This window comes from Rhizobium sp. SG741 (assembly GCF_012275435.1).
In the GTDB taxonomy this organism is placed as follows: Bacteria; Pseudomonadota; Alphaproteobacteria; order Rhizobiales; family Rhizobiaceae; genus Rhizobium; species Rhizobium lusitanum.
Genome location: NZ_JAAZQP010000003.1, coordinates 288,535 through 308,223, shown reverse-complemented (window position 1 = coordinate 308,223; position 19,689 = coordinate 288,535). Strand labels below are relative to the sequence as shown.

Below are 19,689 nucleotides of genomic sequence, written 5' to 3'. Positions count from 1 at the left end.
CCAGAACCTAGAGCAAGTCAGCGAAAAGGCTGTTCGTGCTGGTTCCGGTGATTCGTACGTTGATAATGTCACCGATTTGCGATGCTTTTGCATCAACATTCACAGATTGCAGCCAGGGAGATCGTCCAATCAACTGGCCCGGCATGCGGCCCGGCTTTTCCAGGAGGATATCCACGACTTTGCCCACACAAGCGTCGGCGAACGCATGCTGCTGTTTCAACAGCAACGCCTGCAACCGTTCCAGCCGTTCCGCCTTGATCTCTTCGGCCACCTGGTCCTTCAAGTCAGCACCGGGTGTGCCCGGACGCGTGGAATATTTGAACGAGAAGGCTTGCGCATAGTTCACCTCCTCGACCAGTCTCAATGTATCCTCAAAATCCTGATCTGTCTCCCCCGGGAAACCGACGATAAAATCCCCGGAAAGGGCGATATCCGGCCGCGCGGCGCGGATTTTCTCGATGAGCGCCAAATATTCGGCAGCCGTATGCCGCCGGTTCATCGCCTTCAGGATGCGGTCGGAACCGGACTGAACAGGCAGATGCAGGTAAGGCATCAGCGTGCGCAGGTTACGATGCGCATCGATCAGCCGCTCATCCATGTCGCGCGGATGGCTGGTCGTGTAGCGCAGCCGCGCAAGGCCAGGGATTTCCGCCAGACGATAGAGCAGATCACCCAGGCTCCAGGCTTCACCATTGGGGCCGGCGCCATGCCAGGCATTGACGTTCTGCCCGAGCAGCGTGATTTCGCGCACGCCGCCATCCACAAGTTTCTCGGCCTCCTCGACGATCTGGGCGACCGAGCGGGAGACTTCGGAGCCGCGCGTATAGGGCACTACGCAGAAGGTGCAGAACTTGTCGCAGCCTTCCTGCACCGTCAGGAAGGCGGTGACGCCGCGGGAACGGATCTTCGCCCTCTCCGGCGCCGGCAGATGTTCGAACTTGTCCTCGATCGCATATTCCGTATCGACGACACGATGGCCTTCCTTGGCGCGGCGTAGCGCATCCGGCAGGCGGTGATAGGTCTGCGGGCCAATGACCACATCGACGGCCGGCGCACGACGAAGGATCTCCTCGCCCTCTGCCTGGGCGACGCAGCCGGTAACCCCGATCATCATCTCGCGGCCGTCGGCGGCCTTGCGCTTCTTCATGTCGCGCAGGCGGCCAAGCGCGGAATAGACCTTTTCGGCCGCCTTCTCGCGGATATGACAGGTGTTCAGGAGGACGAGATCGGCCTCCTCCATGTCCTCGGTCGGCTCATAGCCATCGCGGGCAAGCGCGTCGCTCATCCGCGTGGAGTCATAGACATTCATCTGGCAGCCGTAGGTCTTGATGAAAACCTTGCGGCTGTTGGAGCCGTCGCGGTGGCCGAGCTGCGATGCAGCCGTCGCCGGGGCGTCGAGAAGTGCACTGTCCTTGGTCATGGCCGCTATGTAGTGGCTTTTGCTTGCCGAGAAAATGAAAAAGTTGGAATCACCTGGAAATCAAGCGATCTCGCGGCCAAGCAGGCGGCTGGCGAGCATTGTGCGGATGCGCCGCGCGATGGTGGCGCTGACGTCCTTGCGGTTGGAGCCGGCACGATAATCCACGGCCTCGCCGAAACAGACATCCACATCGATGGCGCCACAGGCAACGATATCCTTCAGATGCGGTGCCAGCTCGATGTCGCCGGGCCAGGCCGAGATCGGTCGGTGATAACGACCCATCGCGACACCGTGAATGCGGGTATAGGCGACGGCGACTGGCTGGACATGCACGACTGCATCCGGCGTCTTCGGCAACGCGGCGGCGGCGGCACCGAACAGCGAGGACTTGACCTCGAGCAGGCGATTGCCATCGGAGGTCGTCCCTTCCGGAAACAGCACCATGATTTCGCCGTCAGCCATACGCTCCGCGATTTCGTTCACCTGCTCGCCGGTCTTGCGTTTCTGCTCACGCTCGATGAAGACGCTCTTCTGCCATTGCGCGAAAAGACCGAAGATCGGCCAGTCCCTCACCTCGGATTTGGCGATGAAGGCGACATCGGCGACCGCCGAAAGCACGAGAATATCGAGCCAGGATGAGTGGTTCGAGGCGAGCATCAAGGGTCTGTCAGCCTCGATCTTTCCGATCACATGGATGCGGACGCCGAGCCAATAGCAGACGATGCGATGCCAGTAGCGCGGCAGATATCGCCTCAGCTTCCAGTCGAAACGCAAGCAAACGATCTGCAGCGGCAGCAGCACCAGGCTGACGACAGAAATGACGATGGCGGCACAGCCGATGCGCAGCCAGGTCACCAAATCATTCGCTCCCGCACGACTGCCTTCACCTCAACCTTCGTCCTTCTTCAGCGGGATGCCGTAAAGCTCCAGCCTATGGTCGACGAGCTTGAAACCGTGTTCGCGGGCAATGCGCTCCTGCAGCGCCTCGATCTCCGGCGAATGAAATTCGATCACCTCGCCGCTCTTCAGATCGATCAGATGGTCATGGTGCTCTTCCGGCACCGTTTCGTAGCGCGAGCGGCCATCGCGGAAATCGTGGCGAGCGAGCAGCCCTGCGTCCTCGAACAGCTTCACAGTGCGATATACCGTGGAGATCGAGATCTTCGCATCCACCTTCACGGAACGCCGGTAAAGCTCTTCGACATCCGGATGATCCTCGGAGGTCTCGATGATACGTGCAATGACCCGGCGCTGCTCCGTCATGCGCATGCCGCGCTCGGCGCAAAGCTCCTCCAGGGTTTTTACCGGATCATCCATCAATTGCTGTCTTCGGTCTATTGGACTGCGACAACGGACTAGCGAAGAACGCGGCGCATGACAAGCGCCGACGACTTCGTGCCGGTGTCGCTGACATAATAGGCCTTGCGTTCACCGACCGTCTCGAAGCCAAGCTTGCGGTAGAGGCCGAGCGCCGGCTTATTGCCGCCATCGACCTCCAGGAACATGGTGTCGCCGCCGCGATTGCGGGCTTCGCGCAATGCCGCCTGCATCAGCCGCCAGCCGAGGCCGGAGCGGCCGAGCTTGGCATTGACGGCGATCGTCAGGATCTCGGCCTCGCCCGCCACATGCCTTGCCAGCACGAAGCCGGGAAGCGCCTTCTTCAGAATGGCATTGGTCTGGCGGGCGACGAAGCCGAAAGTCAGGTCCTGCGAGAGGAGATCCTGAAATTCGGTTTCGTCCCAAACCCGCGAAAATCGTTCACCGTGCAGGAGCGCCACCTCGGCGCAATCCTTTAACTCCATCGGGATGATTTCGTATTCGGCTTTCAGAGTGAGATAGGATTCGAGCATTTCTACTGCCTGGCAACTGCGTATCCGGCCTGCGGTCTGGCGTCGGGTCCGCGAAGATAAAGCGGCTTCGGCTTTTCGCTGACAGGTTTGGCAGCGCCCAGCCGGGCGACGACGGCAATCGGAAATGCGTCAGGCCGCTCCGCTGGCGGCGCATCGCTCAACCGGGCGACAGCCGTTCCGGTGACAATGCCGTCGAAGGCGGCAGCGATCGTCCGCGCCTCATCGACTGTCACCGCACGTGCCTCGTCCAGCGGGTCGCCATTGGCGCCAAAGGCCTGGAGATAAATCTCCTCGCGCTTGGCGTCGATGGCGGCCAAAACCGGCTTGCCAGGATTCTGCTTTCCGGCTGCCGCCGCCATGACCTCGAGGGTCGTGACGCCAACGGCCGGAATATCGAGGGAGAGTGCAAAACCACGCGCGGCGGCAACGCCGATGCGGATGCCGGTGAAGGAACCGGGACCGACCGTCACGACGACGCGTTCGACATCTGAGAGCGCCGTACCGGCTTTCGCCAGCGCCTCGTCGACCACGTGCATCAGATGCTCGGCATGTCCCCGTCCGATCGTTTCCGTGACCTCCCCCATCACAGAATCACTGCCGCTATCATACACAGCGGCAGCGCAATCCACACCTGCCGTGTCGAGCGCCAGTACGATCATGTCAACTTTCCGAAAAGCCGGAGATTAGACGGCTTCGACTTCCTGAACTTCCGGAACGAAATGGCGCAGCAGATTCTGCACGCCGTGCTTCAGCGTCGCCGTCGAAGACGGGCAACCGGCGCAGGATCCCTTCATATTGAGGTAGACCTTGCCATCACGGAAGCCGCGGAAGGTGATGTCGCCGCCATCCTGGGCAACGGCGGGGCGCACGCGGGTCTCAAGCAGTTCCTTGATGGTCAGCACGATCGCCTCATCGCCTTCATCGAAGAATTCGCCGCCTGCATCCTGCACCTCGGACAGAACCGAGGCAGAACCCATCACGGGCTTGCCCGACATGAAGTGCTCCATGATCGAGCCGAGAATGGCGGGCTTCAGATGCTGCCATTCCTGTTGCTCCTTGGAGACGGAAATGAAGTCGTAACCGAAATAGACGCCTGTGACGCCCGGGATCTCGAAAAGCTGGGCCGCAAGCGGCGAGACTTCGGCTTCCTCGGCACTGCGGAACTCGGCCGTCCCGTTTTCCATCACCACCTTGCCCGGCAGGAACTTCAGGGTCGCGGGGTTCGGCGTCGCTTCGGTCTGAATGAACATCTTGATCTCCATGCGGCGGGCACAAACCCGGTCCCGACTTTAGAATGCTTCAAAAGAAAATAGGCCTTTTGGCCGCTCTATTCAAGAGAGTAATTCTCAAGAAATAGCACGCACGGATCAGCTGAGGGCGTCGATTTCCTCGTTGGTCAGCGTATCAGGCAGCACCGTCACCGGGATCGGAAAGGCAGCCGCGCGCCCGGCGATCGACGAGACCAGCGGACCCGGCCCTTCCTTGGCCGAACCTGCGGCAAGAACGAGCAGCGCGATATCGCGATCCTCTTCGATCACGGCGTTGATCTGCTCGGCGGCGGATCCCTCGCGAATGACGATTTCCGCATCGATGCCGACATTCTCGCGGATATTCTGCGCCGCCTTTGCCGTCACCGCTTCCGCTTCTTCGCGCGCCTCCGCCCGCATGATCTCCTCGACGCCAAGCCATTGCTGGAAGTCGCCCTCGGGGATCACGTAGAGGAGCACAAGGCCGCCATTGGAATTCTTGGCACGCCGGCCGGCATAATGGACGGCGCGCTGGCATTCGGGTGTGCCGTCGATGACCGCCATGAACTTGCGGCGATGACCTTCGAGCCGTGAGAGACGTGTTGATACCATGCGGCGACTCTGACACCCGAAGGCGGCGTTTTGCAAGCCCCCGTTTTTCGACGGGAGCCCTCGTCTACGAGATCATCAGTAGATGAAGCCGACGATGTCGCGGACCTGCTTCATCGTCACGTCGGCGCGAGCGCGGGCGCGGGCGCTGCCGTCACGCAGGACGGCGTCGATATGGCCGGGATCGGCCATCAGCCGGCGCATTTCGTTCGTGATCGGCGAGAGCACCTGCACGGCAAGATCGACCAGCGCCGGCTTGAAGACGGAGAACTGCTGGCCGCCGAATTCGGAGAGAACCTCCGCCTTCGACTTGTCGGCGAGCGCGGCATAGATGCCGACCAGATTGTCGGCCTCCGGGCGGCCGGCAAGGCCGTCTGCTTCGCTCGGCAAGCCGTCCGGATCGGTCTTGGCCTTGCGGATCTTCTTCGAGATGTTCTCTTCATCGTCGAGCAGATTGATGCGCGACAGGTCCGAGGCGTCGGATTTCGACATCTTCTTGGTGCCGTCACGCAGCGACATGACGCGCGGTGCCGGGCCGTCGATCAACGGCTCGACCATGGGGAAATAGGCATGCACCGGCTCGTCGCCGACGGTGATGTCGATGCCATAGCCCGTGCGGCGAATGTGCTCCATGTAGTCCAGATTGAACTTCATGGCGATGTCGCGGGTCAGCTCCAGATGCTGCTTCTGGTCGTCGCCGACCGGAACATGCGTGGCGCGATAGAGCAGGATGTCGGCGGCCATCAGGCTCGGATAGGCGTAAAGGCCGAGCGAGGCCTGCTCGCGATCCTTGCCGGCCTTGTCCTTGAACTGCGTCATGCGGTTCATCCAGCCGATGCGGGCGACGCAATTGAAGATCCAGGCGAGTTCGGCGTGCTGCGGCACGGCCGACTGATTGAAGACGATATGCTTCTCCGGATCGATGCCGGCGGCGAGAAACGCGGCGGTGATCGACCGCGTCTGGCCCGGCATGTCGTCATGCACGAGCTGAGCGGTCAGCGCATGCATGTCTACGACGCAGTAGATGCAGTCGTTGTTGGCCTGCAGGGCCACGAACTTGCGGATCGCGCCAAGATAATTGCCGAGATGGAGATTGCCTGTGGGTTGAACGCCGGAGAATACCAGCGGCTTGAATTCGGTCATGTCGTCCTCGAAAGGCTTGTGGAGGGCCCGGGTGAGCAGCGCTCGACCCTTGGTTTCGAGCGGCTTATGCACGCCGGACAGGCCGGGATCAAGAGGCTATATCGTTGCGACTCACGAAGAATGCTCGATCAGATCCCAGGTATTGCCGTAGGGGTCGGCAAAGACCGCCACGGTGCCGTAGACCTCATGGCGCGGCTCTTCCAGGAAGCGCACGCCCTTCTCCTTCATCGCCGCATGATCGCGGGCGAAATCGTCGGTCTTGAGGAAGAACCCGACGCGGCCGCCGGTCTGGTTGCCGATCGCGGCGCGCTGCCTGTCATCGGCCGCCTGCGCAAGCAGCAGCGCAGCGCCTTCTCCGCCCTTCGGCTTGATCACGACCCAGCGCTTGCCCTCCGGCTGCAGCTCATCCAGCAGACAGTCGAAATCGAGGCAATCGCAGTAGAAAGCCTTGGCACGATCATAATCATCGACGACGAGGGCGACGAGAAAGAGGGATTGGGGCATGGAAGAACTCCGCATTTGGTAAAGCCGTTCCCTCGCCCCGCTGGCGGGGAGAGGGCTAGGGTGAGGGGCCAAGCACAAAAGTCCGGCATCGGCAGATTATCCTGGCCAGCCGCAGCGATGGCGGGGCCGGCAGAGTTTATCTTTGTGCCGACATCCGTGAAGACCCCTCATCCGACTTGCCGCAATCTCACTCCGTTCGATCGCTCCAAGCCACCTTCTCCCGCATCGCGGGGCAAAGGAGCCTAGTCACTCCCCTTCATCGCCTCAGCATCCGGCGCTGGTGCTGCCGGCTTGCGGTTCATGTTGCGGCGGATCATGCCGAGATCGGCGCCGCCGATGAGGAAAGCGACCACAAAATAGACCAGCATGGAAATTGCGATCAGCAGGCCGAGCGTGCCGACTTTGGTCAGCAACGACGTGCCGGACGCCAGATACGGTTCCCAGCGATGCTGAAGAAAAATGATCATCCCGGTCATGACGCCGGCTGAAACAAGCAGCAGCACCGCGCGGCGGGCAAGTCCCCACTCCCAGGTCAGATGGCCCCGGCGCAAGAGCGTGGTGAAGAGCAGCACGGTGCTGATCCAGCCGGCGGTTGCTTCGGCGACGGCGATGCCGGGCGCGCCCATGTAAGGGAAGAGGCTGAGCGCGATCGCGCAGTTGGTGGCGACCGCAACACCTGAGAACCGCATCGGGGTCTTGGTATCCTCGCGGGCATAAAAGCCCGGCTGCAGCGCCTTGATCAACACGAAGGCCGGCAGGCCCAGGCCATAGATCGCCAGGATCGAGCCGACGATGATCGTGTTTTCCTGATGGAAGGCGCGGCGCTCGTAGAGCACGCGGATGATGTCGTCCGAGAGAACCCAGAGCGCCATCGCGGCCGGCAAGGTCAGGAACAGCACGAATTCGATCGAGCGGTTCTGCAGATTGCCGGCCTCCTTCAGATGGCCTGATTTCAAGGCACGCGCGAGTTCGGGCAAGAGGACGACGCCGACGGCAACGCCGACGACACCGAGCGGGAGCTGATAGATGCGGTCGGCATATTGCAGGGCCGCGATCGCACCTTCGCGGCTGGAGGCGATCGCCTGGCCGATCATCTGGTTGATCTGGGTAATGCCGCCGGTGACGGCGGCGGGTATGGCAAGGATCAGCAGCCGCTTCACATTCGGCGTGAAGCGCGGCCAGCGGAAACCGATGCTGATGCCGGCATAGCGCACGCCGACATAGACGACGAACAACTGCAGGATGCCGGCGGCAAGCACGCCCCAGGAGAGATACCAGGCTGTTTGCAGCGGCACAGCGCCGAAATAGAGCGAATAGAACAGCGCGCCGATCATGACAACGTTCAGGAAGACGGGCGCCACGGCGGCGGCGAAGAAATGATGCAGCGAGTTCAGCATGCCGCTCATCATCGCCGTCAACGACATGCACATGAGATAGGGAAACATGACGGCGGCCATGCGCACCGTGATCGAGAACTTGTCCGGATCGCCGGCAAAGCCAGGCGCGATGATCCAGCGCACGATCAGCGGCATGCCCAATTCCATGACGACGGTGATCAGGAAGAGGACGGAAAACAGAACGCCGAAGACTTCCTCGGAGAAGCGCTTCGCGCCCTCGATGCCGTTCGCCTCGATCTCCTTGGCGAAAAGCGGGACGAAGGCGGCATTGAAGGCGCCTTCGGCGAACAGGCGGCGGAAGAGGTTCGGAAAGCGGAAGGCGGCGTAGAACACGTCGGCCATCGGTCCGGTGCCAAGGGCGGCGGCCATCAACGTTTCGCGGGCGAAGCCGAAGACACGGCTGCCAAGCGTCGCGCCACCGACCGTGATGAATTTCCTAACGAGGCTCATGCGGCTGAACCGGCTTTCTTTTCAGTATCTGGCTTTTCGGCGGCGGAAGTGCGCGTGGCGGCGGGCGCGATGATGCCGGAGGGCATGCGCTCGCGCACCTCATCCTCTTCACCCGCCATAACCGCCTTCAGGCGCGCGGTGATATTGGCTCGCTTGTTTTCGTTGGAGATCTTCTGCCCGACGAGATCGGTCACGTAGAAGCTATCGATGACCTTTTCGCCGAAGGTGGTGATGCGCGCCGAGTGAATGTCGAGCGACAGATCCGAGAGAACCGAGGTGATTTCCGATAGAAGGCCGGTGCGGTCGAGGCATTCGACCTCGATGACGGTGAACTTGTTGGACAGGCTGTTGGAGATGGTCACCGACGGCGGGATGACGAAGGCCTTGTTCTTGCGACGGTTCTTCGTGCGCGTGGCGATGACTTCCGGCAGCCGCTTGCGGCCGGCAAGGACGTCTTCGATCATCTTGCCGATGGTGCCTGCGCGGCGAAGCTCATCGGCGTCGTCGGGGAATTCGCGGCTGACATGGATGGTGTCGAGAGCGCGGCCATCGGCCGTCGTGAAGATCTGTGCGTCGGCGATGTTGGCGCCCGCCGCAGCACAGGCGCCGGCGATCACGGTCAAAAGGCGCGGATGGTCGGGCGACAAGACAGTGATTTCGGTGATGGCGTGGAAGCTGTCCGTGCGCACCATGGTCGCCAGAACCTGACCCGATTTGTCCGTCTGGCGGATGAACCGCGTATGGCGGATCTGATCTTCCAGCGGCACGGATAGAAGATAGGGCTGGTAGTGCAGCTTGACATAGGCCTTGCGAGCCTTCTGACCCCAATCATCCAATGCCGCTTCGAGCGCATTGGCAGCGGCTTCCGCCCGCTCCTTGCGCGACACTTCGGAAAAGCCGCCGGCAAGCAGTAGCTCGGTCTCATAATAGAGGGTGCGCAGAAGCTGGCCCTTCCAGCCGTTCCACACACCCGGACCGACGGCGCGGATGTCGCAGACCGTCAGGATCAGCAGCATCTTCAGCCGGTCGAGCGACTGCACCCGATCGGCGAAATCGATGATCGTCTTGCGGTCTGTCAGGTCGCGCGTCTGGGCGACCATCGACATTGTGAGATGCTCGGCGATCAGCCACACCACCAGCTCGGTCTGCTTCGGCGACAGGCCGAAGCGCGGGCAGAGCTTGCGCGCCACCTTGGCGCCGGCTTCGGAATGATCCTCCTCGCGGCCCTTGGCGATATCGTGCAGCAACACCGCAACGTAAAGCGCATCGCGATCCTCGATAGCAGGCATCAGCTTGTTGGTCAGCGGATGGATATCCTCCGCCTTGCCCTTGTCGATCTCCGACAGCACCTCGACGGCACGGATCAGGTGCTCATCCACCGTATAGTGATGATACATATTGAACTGCATCATCGAGACGATCTTGCCGAATTCCGGAATGAAGCGGCCGAGCACGCCGGCCTCGTTCATGCGGCGCAGGATCAGCGCAGGATCGCGCTTGGAGGTGAGAATGGAGAGGAAAAGCCGGTTCGCCTCCTCATTCTCCCGCAGATCGCTGTCGATCAGGCCGAGCGAGCGGGTGACGCGCTTCAAGGCGTCCGGATGGAATTCCAGACCGTTGATATCTGCAACGAAAAACAGCCGGATCAGGCTGACCGGATCGCGCTTGAAGACCTCGGGATTGGCGAGCGCGATGCGGCCGCGATCCTCGACGAACTCGACGGTGCCGGGGATTTTGCGCGAGCGATTGGCAAAGCGGCTGATGACGCCGGTAAGACCGGGCGTCGCCTTGGCCTGCTGGTCCTCAAGCGCCGCGCAGAGGATGCGGGTGAGATCGCCAACATCCTTGGCGACGAGGAAATAGTGCTTCATGAAGCGTTCGACGGCGGAAAGGCCGGGGCGGGCGTGGTAACCAAGCGCCTCGGCAATCTCCCGCTGGATATCGAAGGAAAGCCGCTCCTCGGCCTTGCCGGTCAGGAAGTGCATGTGGCAGCGCACGGCCCAGAGGAAATCCTCGGCCTTCTCGAAGAGGCGGTATTCCTGCTTCGAGAGCACGCCGAGCTTCACCAATTCCACAGTATCGCGGACGTGATAGTAATATTTGGAGATCCAGAACAGCGTGTGCAGATCGCGCAGGCCGCCCTTGCCTTCCTTGACATTGGGCTCGACCAGATAGCGGGTGTCGCCGGCCTTGCGGTGGCGCTCATCGCGTTCGGCCAGCTTGGCGGCGATGAATTCCGGGCCGGTATTGGTGACGATTTCCTTGTCGAAGCGTGTTTCCAGCTCGTGCGCTAAGGGCTCGCTGCCGCAGATATAGCGCGTCTCGAGGATGGCGGTGCGCACCGTCATGTCGGATTTCGCCTCGCGTATGCACTCCTCGACGGTGCGCGTGGCGTGGCCGACCTTGAAGCCCATATCCCAGAGCATGTAGAGGATGAATTCGACCGCCTTGTGTGTTTCGCTGTCCGGCTTCGGCCGAAAGATAAACAGAAGGTCGATATCCGAGCCCGGTGCCAGCGTATCGCGGCCATAGCCACCAACGGCGGTGACAGAGAAGTTGCCGGCCTGATTCGGATAGACGTGGTGAACGGTGAAATCGTAGAGAACGGTGATGATCTGGTCCTGGAGCCAGGAAATTCGATGGGCGCAATCCAGCCCGCCGCCTTGGGCCGCCAGCAACCGCCGCGCTTCTTCGCGCCCTTCCTGGCTCGCCTTCTTCAACAAAGCGAGCAGAGCGGACCGCTCCTCGCTCTTATCCAGATGACGGTTGGCAAGGGCCTCGCATTCCGCCCTCAGAGAGGGAACGTCGAGAATGGCGGGAAAATCGATGTCATGCATTTCCATGCTTTGCCGACCGGATTCCTGTTCGTTGACCGCGGCCCACCGCTGGCGCGCCTGTCTTTTCGTCTGCATGCGCTATAGCCTCTTTGCCCAGCGATTGACACAGGCATTCTACGCCCGAATTTCCATAATCCAGCCTGAGCCAAACCTGTCTAATCGACGATCTCAGGATTTCTATCGGGTCAAGGTTGACGAAGCGTGACGGCAATCGACGCAGAAATCGGCGGTTTTAGGGCCTCGGCATATCAAGCGCCCGTCTGAGCTCGTTCAAGCTATATAATATGTTTCGCGATTGGGCACCGATCTGCGTCACCATTTCGCGCTCGCATTCCCAATAGCCAGCATTTGCGATCCTCGAGCAGATGTCGGAAATACGGCTGCATGACAGGGCAATGTTCAGAAGACCGCGATCGGACTCGCAATCCGGCGCCTCGCCCTCGCCGCAGATCTTGCCACGCGCGGCGATGGGGGAAAAGCGATCGGCCAGTATGCGGACCTCGGCGAGAAGATTTTCGATATGCATTGTATTGTCCTTGGAAATCGCCTTCGGTCAGCCGGCCTTGGTCACAGTTTTCTTCAGCTCGTAGAGCACATCGAGGGCGGCGCGCGGGGTCAGGTCGTCGAGATCGAGCGTCTTCAACCTCTCCTCGACCATGGACGGCGCGCGCCGGCCGGAGGCTTCCTCGCGGCGAACCGCCACCTGGAAGAGCGGCAGATCATCGATGAGCTGGCTTGCCGGATTCTTTCGGTCGGCATCCTCAAGCCGCGTCAGAACGTCGCGGGCGCGCGCCACCACCGAGGCGGGCAGACCGGCAAGCCGCGCCACCTGGATGCCGTATGAGCGGTCCGCAGCACCCGGCCCGACCTCATGCAGGAAGATGACGTCGCCATCCCATTCCTTGACGCGCATGGTGGCGTTGGAGAGTCGCCCGAGCTTCTCCGACAGCACGGTCAGCTCATGGAAATGCGTGGCGAAGAGGCCGCGGCAGCGATTGGCTTCATGCAGATGCTCGACGGCGGCCCACGCGATGGAAAGACCGTCGAAGGTGGCGGTGCCACGGCCGATCTCGTCGAGAATGACCAGCGAGCGCTCGGTCGCCTGATTGAGGATCGCCGCCGTCTCGACCATCTCGACCATGAAGGTGGAGCGGCCGCGCGCCAGATCGTCGGAAGCGCCGACACGCGAGAACAGCCGGTCGACGATGCCGATATGCGCCGATGCGGCAGGCACGAAAGAACCCATCTGCGCGAGAATGGCGATCAGCGCGTTCTGGCGCAGGAAGGTCGATTTACCGCCCATGTTCGGGCCGGTCAAAAGCCAGATGGCGCCATCCTTGCCGTCAGCCTTGGGCGACAGATCGCAATTGTTGGCGACGAAAGGTCCGCCGGCCTGGCGGCGCAGCGCCTGCTCGACGACCGGATGGCGGCCGCCTTCGATGGCGAACATGCGGCTCGCGTCGACAATGGGCCGGCAATAGGCCTGCTCCTCGGCGAGCAGCGCAAGGCCCGCCGCGACATCGATTACCGACAGCGCACGGGCGCCGGCCTTGATCGGCTCGGCATTGGCGACAACTGCCGCGACCATGCGATCGAAGGCTTCGAGCTCGATGGCGAGCGCCTTGTCGGCGGCATTGGCGATGCGGCTTTCGAGATCGGCAAGCTCGGTCGTGGTGAACCGCATGGCGTTCGCCATGGTCTGCCGGTGAATGAAGCGCGCCTTGGCCTCGGACGTATCGGTCATCGGACCGGCATTGCCGGCTGTGACCTCGATGAAATAACCGAGCACATTGTTGTGCTTGATCTTCAGCGACTTGATGCCGGTTTCCTCGGCATATTGCAGCTGCAGGCCGGCAATGACGCGGCGCGACTGGTCGCGCAGCGCGCGCACCTCGTCCAGCTCGGCATTCGCCCCTTCCCGCAGAAAGCCGCCGTCGCGCTTCAGCAAGGGCAGTTCGTCGGCGAGCGTGGCGGCGAGCAGGGCTTCGAGATCGTCAGGCAAGGCACCGAGCCCAGCAAATGCAGCCTTCAGTTCTTCCGGCAGAAGTGCTGCACCGAGCATACGGGCGATATCGGCAGCCGCGCCCAGCCCCTGGCGGATCGCCCAGAGATCGCGCGGGCCGCCACGATCGAGCGCCAGGCGCGACAAGGCGCGCGGCATATCGGGCACGTGCTTCAGCGCTGTCCGCAGATCGCTGCAAAGAGAGGGCTCCTCGGCAAGGAAGCCGATCGAATCCAGCCGTTCGTTGATGCGTTGGGGATCGGTAAGCGGCGACATCAGTCGCTCGGCGAGCAGACGAGCGCCGCCACCGGTCACGGTGCGGTCGATCGCCTTCAGGAGCGAGCCGTTGCGGTCGCCGGAGAGCGTGCGCACCAGTTCGAGATTGGCACGGGTGGCGGGATCGATGAACAGCGTCGATGCGCCGCTTTCGCGTTCCGGCAGCCCAAGCGGCGGCCGCTCGGCGATCTGGGTCTTTTCGACATAGGCGACGGCAGCGGCAGCTGCGGCAAGCTCGGCGCGGGAAAAAGTGCCGAAGCCGTCGAGCGTCGATACGCCGAAATATCTCACGATGCGCCCCTCGGCGCTGGCGCTGTCGAACAGCACTGCCGGCTGCGGAACGGCGGTGCGGCCAAGCACGTCGAAGACCGGTTTCAGCTCCGGATCGTGGAACATCGTATCCGGCAGGATCAGCTCGCGCGGATCGATGCGCAGGATATCGGCGAGCAGCCGCGAGGCTTCCGTTTCGGCCAGCCGGAAGACGCCAGTCGAAATGTCGATCCAGGCGAGCGCCAGTTGCGGCTCGGCGCCGCCGCGAATGCGCGTCAGCGCCATCAGATAGTTGGATTCCGAGGGCGAGAGCAGCTTTTCCTCGGTAATCGTGCCCGGCGTCACCAGACGCACGACATCGCGCCGGACGACAGACTTGCCGCCACGCTTCTTCGCCTCGGCCGGGTCTTCCACCTGCTCGCAGACGGCCACGCGGAAACCCAGTGAGATCAGCTTCTGCAGATAATCGTCGGCGGCATGCACGGGCACCCCGCACATCGGGATATCCTGGCCCATATGCTGGCCGCGCTTGGTGAGCGTGATGCCGAGCGCACGCGACGCATCGACGGCGTCCTCGAAGAACAATTCGTAGAAATCGCCCATGCGATAGAACAGGAGCGAACCCGGATTGTTCGCCTTGATCTCGATGTACTGCTCCATCATCGGAGTCGCGGAGGCGCGACTTTCCTCCGAGGCAAGCTCGGCGGCCGAGAAAGCATCGACGCTGGTGGTTATACGTTCGTTCACGGAGGTGCAGTTTTTCCAAAAAAATGAGGTGTCACCCTATCCGCGCGCCGCTATAGAAGACAACAGCTATCGGGCAAGAGGGACCGGTCGCCCACAGGAGGTTTGGAGGAAAAATGGCTGATAACAAGAGCAAGTCGCGTCCAGGAGCGGGGATCACCGATCAGGAGGCACTGGATTTCCACAGGCAGGGCCGCCCCGGCAAGCTTGAGATCAATCCGACCAAGCCGATGGCGACGCAGCGCGACCTTTCCCTTGCCTATTCGCCCGGTGTCGCCGTTCCCGTGAAGGCAATCGCCGCCGATCCCGCCACAGCCTATGACTATACCACGCGCGGCAACATGGTCGCCGTCATCTCCAACGGCACAGCCATTCTCGGCCTCGGCAATCTCGGGGCACTGGCCTCCAAACCGGTCATGGAAGGCAAGGCGGTTCTCTTCAAGCGCTTTGCCGACGTCGATTCGATCGACCTTGAGATCGATACCGAGAATGTCGATGAATTCATCAATTGCGTGCGCTATCTCGGTCCCTCCTTCGGCGGCATCAATCTCGAAGACATCAAGGCGCCCGACTGCTTCATCATCGAGCAGCGCCTGCGCGAACTCATGGACATCCCCGTCTTCCATGACGACCAGCACGGCACCGCCATCATCGCAGCCGCCGGCCTGATCAATGCGCTCGAGCTGACAGGTCGCGACCTCAAGACAACCAAGCTCGTCTGCAATGGCGCGGGTGCCGCCGCAATCGCCTGCGTCGAGCTGATCAAGGCCATGGGCTTCAACCCGGACAACGTCATCCTTTGCGACACGAAGGGCGTGATCTACCAGGGCCGCAGCGAGGGCATGAACCAGTGGAAGTCGGCGCATGCGGTCAAGACCGACAAGCGCACGCTGGAAGAAGCGATGAAAGGTGCCGACGTCGTGTTCGGCCTGTCGCAGAAAGACGCCTTCTCCGCCGACATGATCCGTTCCATGGCAGACAAGCCGATCATCTTCGCCATGGCCAATCCCGATCCGGAAATCACGCCCGAGGAAGTCGCCCGTATCCGCGACGACGCGATCATGGCGACCGGGCGCTCGGACTATCCGAACCAGGTCAACAACGTCCTCGGTTTTCCCTACATCTTCCGCGGCGCGCTCGACGTGCGCGCCACCACCATCAACGACGAGATGAAGATCGCAGCCGTCAATGCGCTGGCAAGCCTCGCACGCGAAGACGTGCCTGACGACGTCGTGGCAGCCTATCAGGGCGCGCGGCCGCGTTTCGGTGCGCAATATATCATTCCCGTGCCGTTCGATCCGCGCCTGATCTCGGCAATCCCGGTGGCCGTGGCCAAGGCGGCGATCGAGAGCGGCGTCGCTCGCCGCGAGATGCCCGATATGGCGGCCTATGCCCGCGAGCTTTCAGCCCGGCGCGATCCGATCGCCTCGACGCTGGCGCAGCTCTACGAGCGTGTGCGCCGGCACCAGAAGCGCATCGTCTTTGCCGAGGCGGAAGAAGAGCAGGTCATGCGCGCCGCCCTTTCCTATGCCAACCAGGGGCTCGGCACCGCCATCCTGCTCGGCCGCGAAGATCTGATCCATTCCACCGCCGAACGCGCCGGCATCGACCTCAACCGGCCCGGCCTCGAAATCGTCAACGCTCGCATTTCCAAGCGGGTCGATGCCTATATCGACTATCTCTATGCCCGGCTGCAGCGCCAGGGCTATCTGCACCGCGACGTGACGCGCCTGATCCATAACGACCGCAATCACTTCGCCGCCTGCATGGTGGCATTGGGCGATGCCGACGGCATGGTGACGGGCGTGACGCGCAACTATTCGACAGCGCTCGGAGACGTGCGCCGCTGCATCGACGCGAAGCCTGGGCACCGGGTCATCGGCGTGTCGCTGGTGATCGCCCGCGGCCGCACCGTCTTCGTCGCCGATACCGCCGTGCACGACATGCCGACGGCCGAGGAGCTGGCCGACATCGCCGAAGAAGCAGCCGGCTTCACCCGGCGCATGGGCTATGAGCCGCGCGTCGCCATGCTCGCCTATTCCACCTTCGGTCATCCGTCAGGTGAACGCTCCGAACGGGTGCGCGAAGCGGTCAGCATCCTCGACAAGCGCTATGTGAACTTCGAATTCGATGGCGAAATGGCCGCCGACGTGGCGCTGAACCGCAAGATCATGGAGAGCCTCTATCCCTTCTCACGACTCTCCGGACCGGCAAACGTGCTTGTGATGCCGGCCTTCCACTCGGCCGCGATCTCCACCAAGATGCTGCAGGAACTCGGCGGTTCTACCGTGATCGGGCCGCTGCTCGTCGGGCTCGACAAGCCGGTGCAGATCACCTCCATGGGCGCCAAGGATTCCGACATCGTCAACATGGCCGCCATCGCCGCCTATGGCGCGGGATCGTAGCCACTACACCAGATGGCGGAGCCCGTGACCGAACAAAGGTGATGGGCTGCCGTATCAATTCGGTGTAGACTATCAGGATGAGTGAAGCTCAGGTCCTGTTCGGAATACTGCGCCATTCGGCGCGGTCGGATATCGTCGATGCTATCGAGCGGCTCGTTGTTGAGGCGCCCGATCGCAAGCTCAATCGCGTGAACGTGCTTGCCTTCGCGGCCGACCAGGGCTTCGATGAAGAGCAGACCATCAACGCCTTCCTGCATGGCTCGCGCCTCGGCCTGTTCGAGATGTCGTGGAATGTTCTTTGCCCGGGTTGCGGTGGCGTGTTGGACGCCAATACCTCGCTGAAAACAGTGCAAAGCGAAACCTATAACTGCACGCTGTGCGCAGCCGGCTACGAGCCGACGCTCGACGAGATGGTTGAGGTCACCTTCACCGTCAGTCCGCGCGTGCGCCACATCGAAGCCCACAATCCGCACGAACTGCCGCCGCTTGAATATTTCCGACAAATCTATTGGGGCTCGGGTATCGATCTTCCCGATGAGGGCTACGAGGAGAAGGTCGATCAATTCATCCTGGAATCGCTGGAACTGCCGCCTGGCGAGAAGGCCGTCATATCGCTTCAATTACCTGCGGAGTTTACCATCATCTTCGAACCGGTCACGCACGCCGCGCAGTTCCTCGACGTGAAGGGAGAACCATCGAAGGAAAGGCAGACTCTCTCGCTCGTTTTCGACCGAATGCACCGACACAGCGAGGCCATCGAACTGCGCCCCGGCCCCCTGCGCATCATGATGGAGAACCACACGGACCTCCGCGTGCTGCCATCGATCTGTCTGGCCAACGAGGCTCTCCACACCCTGCTCGGCCAACGCCGACCGTTCCTGACCGCCAAGCGTCTGCTCTCCAACCAGACGTTCCGCGACATCTACCGCACGGACACGATCGACATCGACCAGCGACTGAAGATCACCAGCCTCACCTTTCTCTTCACCGATCTGCGCGGCTCGACCGAGCTGTACGAAAGGGTCGGCGACCTCGCAGCCTTCGATCTGGTCAAGACCCATTTCGGCATCCTGCACGAGATCGTGGCGGCGGAGGCGGGTGCGGTCGTCAAGACCATCGGCGATGCCGTCATGGCCACCTTCCCGACACCGGACCGGGCGTTGATGGCGGCAATGCGGATGCGGGAGGCCATGCTCAGCCTCAACAAGGAGCGCGGCAGCGACGATCTTCTTCTGAAAATCGGCATCCATGAGGGACCGTGCATCGCGGTGAGCCTGAACGAACGGCAGGATTATTTCGGGCAAACGGTCAATATCGCATCCCGCGTCCAGCATCTCGCCACGTCACGCGAAATATTCGCAACCAGTTCGGTGCTCGATAATCCTCTCGCCGCCGAGCTGATGACAACGCGCGGCCTCACGCCGCAATCTCATCACGTCGCGCTTCGAGGCATCACGGATGCGATGGATATCTTTGCGATCCCTTGAGATCCGTCAGCTTGCGAAACGACCGGCATCCGCGCCGTAATAATTGACGTAGCGATCCGAGATGCTGGCGATCGGCAGGACGATCAGGACGTCCGTCGTGTTGAAAGCCTGATCGACGACGGCGGTCGAACCGACCATGGCGCCGAGGCGCAGATAACCCTTGATCAGCGGCGGCAGCGCCATAAGCGCCTTCTTCGGATTGACGGCTTCGACCGGCATCAGGTCCATGTTGCGGGCAAGCGACGGCAAGGCGCCGACCGTCCATTCGTCCTTCGCAAGGACGTTGTGATAAAGGAAGGACAGAGCCAGCGCATGCTGTTCCGGCAGGACGCCGGGGAAAGAGGCGCAACCGATCATCGCGCCCATGCCGTGCTTCAGCGCATAGGCCCAATTGCCCTGCCACAGCAACTCGACGGTGCGCTTGTTGCGGTATTCCGGCAGCACGCACGAACGGCCGAGCTCCATGAAGCGCTTGTCGGGATGGCGAGCGAGCAGCGTGTCGATGTCGAATTCCGAGGAGGAATAGAAGCCGCCGTTGGCCATGGCCACTTCCTGGCGCAGCAGGCGATAGGTGCCGACGATCTGGTCTTCCGGATCGCCTTCAAGCGAGCGATCCAATACCAGCAGATGATCGCAGATTGCGTCCCAGCCGTCGATATCACGCTGGCGACGCATGGCGTCGGCCGGCAATTGCGCGTTCATCTCCTCGACGAAAACGCGATAGCGGACGGCCTGAGCGGCATCAATTTCGCGCGCCGTGCGAGCAAGGCGCGTTTCTAGATTTCCGATGCGTCCGAGCACATCGCTGGCAACCGGCGCAACCGTTGCCTTTGAGGACTGAACCATTTCGCCCTGAGCTTCGCGATTCAAGATTTCGATGGACATGGCGATTCTCCCCCTGCGGGCCGATATAGCGCCATAAACCAAATTCGTGCGACAGGAAAGTGACACGCAGCTTTGCTAAAAGCAAGAAGTGTGCCCGTTGCAATTTTTGAATGGGCGCCCCGTCCCCAACTAAACGACAGCAATTCGCGCAGGTTGAAGGTCG

16 protein-coding genes are annotated in these 19,689 nt (G+C 61.8%); 2 read left to right on the top strand and 14 right to left on the bottom strand.

The window, feature by feature from the left end; genetic code table 11:
* Positions 1-7: 7 nt before the first annotated feature.
* The 13 genes from miaB to mutS all read right to left on the bottom strand — a co-directional run bounded on the left by miaB (position 8) and on the right by mutS (position 14,752).
* Entirely contained in the window at positions 8-1,420 is a 1,413-nt protein-coding gene (miaB, locus tag FHT29_RS09940) for a tRNA (N6-isopentenyl adenosine(37)-C2)-methylthiotransferase MiaB (protein WP_168596540.1), read from the bottom strand.
* A gap of 60 nt (positions 1,421-1,480) precedes the next feature.
* Positions 1,481-2,278 carry a lysophospholipid acyltransferase family protein gene (locus FHT29_RS09935; protein WP_037203026.1) on the bottom strand — a complete coding sequence of 266 codons (798 nt, stop codon included), beginning with the start codon at positions 2,276-2,278 and terminating at the stop codon, positions 1,481-1,483.
* A gap of 30 nt (positions 2,279-2,308) precedes the next feature.
* Positions 2,309-2,737 (bottom strand): Fur family transcriptional regulator, encoded by a 429-nt coding sequence (locus FHT29_RS09930; RefSeq protein WP_037203024.1) that lies wholly within the window; start codon positions 2,735-2,737, stop codon positions 2,309-2,311.
* Positions 2,738-2,775: 38 nt separating this feature from the next.
* Entirely contained in the window at positions 2,776-3,270 is a 495-nt protein-coding gene (locus FHT29_RS09925; RefSeq protein ID WP_047641079.1) for an N-acetyltransferase, read from the bottom strand.
* A 2-nt stretch (positions 3,271-3,272) separates the two neighbouring features.
* Positions 3,273-3,929 carry a tRNA (adenosine(37)-N6)-threonylcarbamoyltransferase complex dimerization subunit type 1 TsaB gene (gene tsaB / locus FHT29_RS09920; protein WP_037203021.1) on the bottom strand — a complete coding sequence of 219 codons (657 nt, stop codon included), beginning with the start codon at positions 3,927-3,929 and terminating at the stop codon, positions 3,273-3,275.
* A gap of 24 nt (positions 3,930-3,953) precedes the next feature.
* Positions 3,954-4,520 carry a NifU family protein gene (locus tag FHT29_RS09915; protein WP_037203019.1) on the bottom strand — a complete coding sequence of 189 codons (567 nt, stop codon included), beginning with the start codon at positions 4,518-4,520 and terminating at the stop codon, positions 3,954-3,956.
* Positions 4,521-4,637: 117 nt separating this feature from the next.
* The gene (locus tag FHT29_RS09910; RefSeq protein WP_037203017.1) at positions 4,638-5,129 is read right to left on the bottom strand and encodes a universal stress protein; all 492 of its coding nucleotides are present in this window, start codon (positions 5,127-5,129) and stop codon (positions 4,638-4,640) included.
* 75 nt (positions 5,130-5,204) lie between these two features.
* Complete coding sequence (gene trpS / locus FHT29_RS09905) at positions 5,205-6,269, bottom strand: tryptophan--tRNA ligase (RefSeq protein ID WP_037203316.1); 1,065 nt, start codon at positions 6,267-6,269, stop codon at positions 5,205-5,207.
* Between the two features lie 111 nt (positions 6,270-6,380).
* Entirely contained in the window at positions 6,381-6,773 is a 393-nt protein-coding gene (locus tag FHT29_RS09900) for a VOC family protein (protein WP_037203016.1), read from the bottom strand.
* 242 nt (positions 6,774-7,015) lie between these two features.
* A complete protein-coding gene (gene murJ, locus FHT29_RS09895; RefSeq protein ID WP_168599627.1) occupies positions 7,016-8,620 on the bottom strand; it encodes a murein biosynthesis integral membrane protein MurJ in 1,605 nt (534 codons plus the stop codon).
* On the bottom strand, positions 8,617-11,532 hold the full coding sequence (locus FHT29_RS09890; RefSeq protein ID WP_037203012.1) for a [protein-PII] uridylyltransferase: 2,916 nt from the start codon (positions 11,530-11,532) through the stop codon (positions 8,617-8,619). Before FHT29_RS09890 ends, murJ begins: the two co-directional genes overlap by 4 nt.
* A 157-nt stretch (positions 11,533-11,689) precedes the next feature.
* Positions 11,690-11,983 (bottom strand): hypothetical protein, encoded by a 294-nt coding sequence (locus FHT29_RS09885; RefSeq protein WP_037203011.1) that lies wholly within the window; start codon positions 11,981-11,983, stop codon positions 11,690-11,692.
* Between the two features lie 27 nt (positions 11,984-12,010).
* Positions 12,011-14,752 (bottom strand): DNA mismatch repair protein MutS, encoded by a 2,742-nt coding sequence (mutS, locus tag FHT29_RS09880; protein ID WP_047556205.1) that lies wholly within the window; start codon positions 14,750-14,752, stop codon positions 12,011-12,013.
* A gap of 113 nt (positions 14,753-14,865) precedes the next feature.
* Here mutS and FHT29_RS09875 point away from each other — a divergent pair, with 113 nt between their 5' ends.
* Positions 14,866-17,154: an NADP-dependent malic enzyme gene (locus FHT29_RS09875; RefSeq protein WP_037203008.1), complete on the top strand. Its 2,289-nt coding sequence runs from the start codon at positions 14,866-14,868 to the stop codon at positions 17,152-17,154.
* Positions 17,155-17,231: 77 nt separating this feature from the next.
* The gene (locus tag FHT29_RS09870; protein ID WP_047556207.1) at positions 17,232-18,641 is read left to right on the top strand and encodes an adenylate/guanylate cyclase domain-containing protein; all 1,410 of its coding nucleotides are present in this window, start codon (positions 17,232-17,234) and stop codon (positions 18,639-18,641) included.
* A 6-nt stretch (positions 18,642-18,647) separates the two neighbouring features.
* Here the strand turns inward: FHT29_RS09870 and FHT29_RS09865 are convergent, their stop codons facing one another.
* Positions 18,648-19,487 carry a GNAT family N-acetyltransferase gene (locus FHT29_RS09865; RefSeq protein WP_234903762.1) on the bottom strand — a complete coding sequence of 280 codons (840 nt, stop codon included), beginning with the start codon at positions 19,485-19,487 and terminating at the stop codon, positions 18,648-18,650.
* Positions 19,488-19,689 lie beyond the last annotated feature (202 nt).

Bases quoted from the DNA above. Each gene is read 5' to 3' on its own strand.
- miaB (WP_168596540.1), bottom strand. From the start codon at position 1,420: ATGACCAAGGACAGTGCACTTCTCGACGCCCCGGCGACGGCTGCATCG.
- FHT29_RS09930 (WP_037203024.1), bottom strand. From the start codon at position 2,737: ATGGATGATCCGGTAAAAACCCTGGAGGAGCTTTGCGCCGAGCGCGGC.
- FHT29_RS09925 (WP_047641079.1), bottom strand. From the start codon at position 3,270: ATGCTCGAATCCTATCTCACTCTGAAAGCCGAATACGAAATCATCCCG.
- tsaB (WP_037203021.1), bottom strand. From the start codon at position 3,929: ATGATCGTACTGGCGCTCGACACGGCAGGTGTGGATTGCGCTGCCGCT.
- FHT29_RS09915 (WP_037203019.1), bottom strand. From the start codon at position 4,520: ATGTTCATTCAGACCGAAGCGACGCCGAACCCCGCGACCCTGAAGTTC.
- FHT29_RS09910 (WP_037203017.1), bottom strand. From the start codon at position 5,129: ATGGTATCAACACGTCTCTCACGGCTCGAAGGTCATCGCCGCAAGTTC.
- trpS (WP_037203316.1), bottom strand. From the start codon at position 6,269: ATGACCGAATTCAAGCCGCTGGTATTCTCCGGCGTTCAACCCACAGGC.
- FHT29_RS09900 (WP_037203016.1), bottom strand. From the start codon at position 6,773: ATGCCCCAATCCCTCTTTCTCGTCGCCCTCGTCGTCGATGATTATGAT.
- murJ (WP_168599627.1), bottom strand. From the start codon at position 8,620: ATGAGCCTCGTTAGGAAATTCATCACGGTCGGTGGCGCGACGCTTGGC.
- FHT29_RS09890 (WP_037203012.1), bottom strand. From the start codon at position 11,532: ATGCAGACGAAAAGACAGGCGCGCCAGCGGTGGGCCGCGGTCAACGAA.
- FHT29_RS09885 (WP_037203011.1), bottom strand. From the start codon at position 11,983: ATGCATATCGAAAATCTTCTCGCCGAGGTCCGCATACTGGCCGATCGC.
- FHT29_RS09875 (WP_037203008.1), top strand. From the start codon at position 14,866: ATGGCTGATAACAAGAGCAAGTCGCGTCCAGGAGCGGGGATCACCGAT.
- FHT29_RS09870 (WP_047556207.1), top strand. From the start codon at position 17,232: ATGAGTGAAGCTCAGGTCCTGTTCGGAATACTGCGCCATTCGGCGCGG.
- FHT29_RS09865 (WP_234903762.1), bottom strand. From the start codon at position 19,487: ATGGTTCAGTCCTCAAAGGCAACGGTTGCGCCGGTTGCCAGCGATGTG.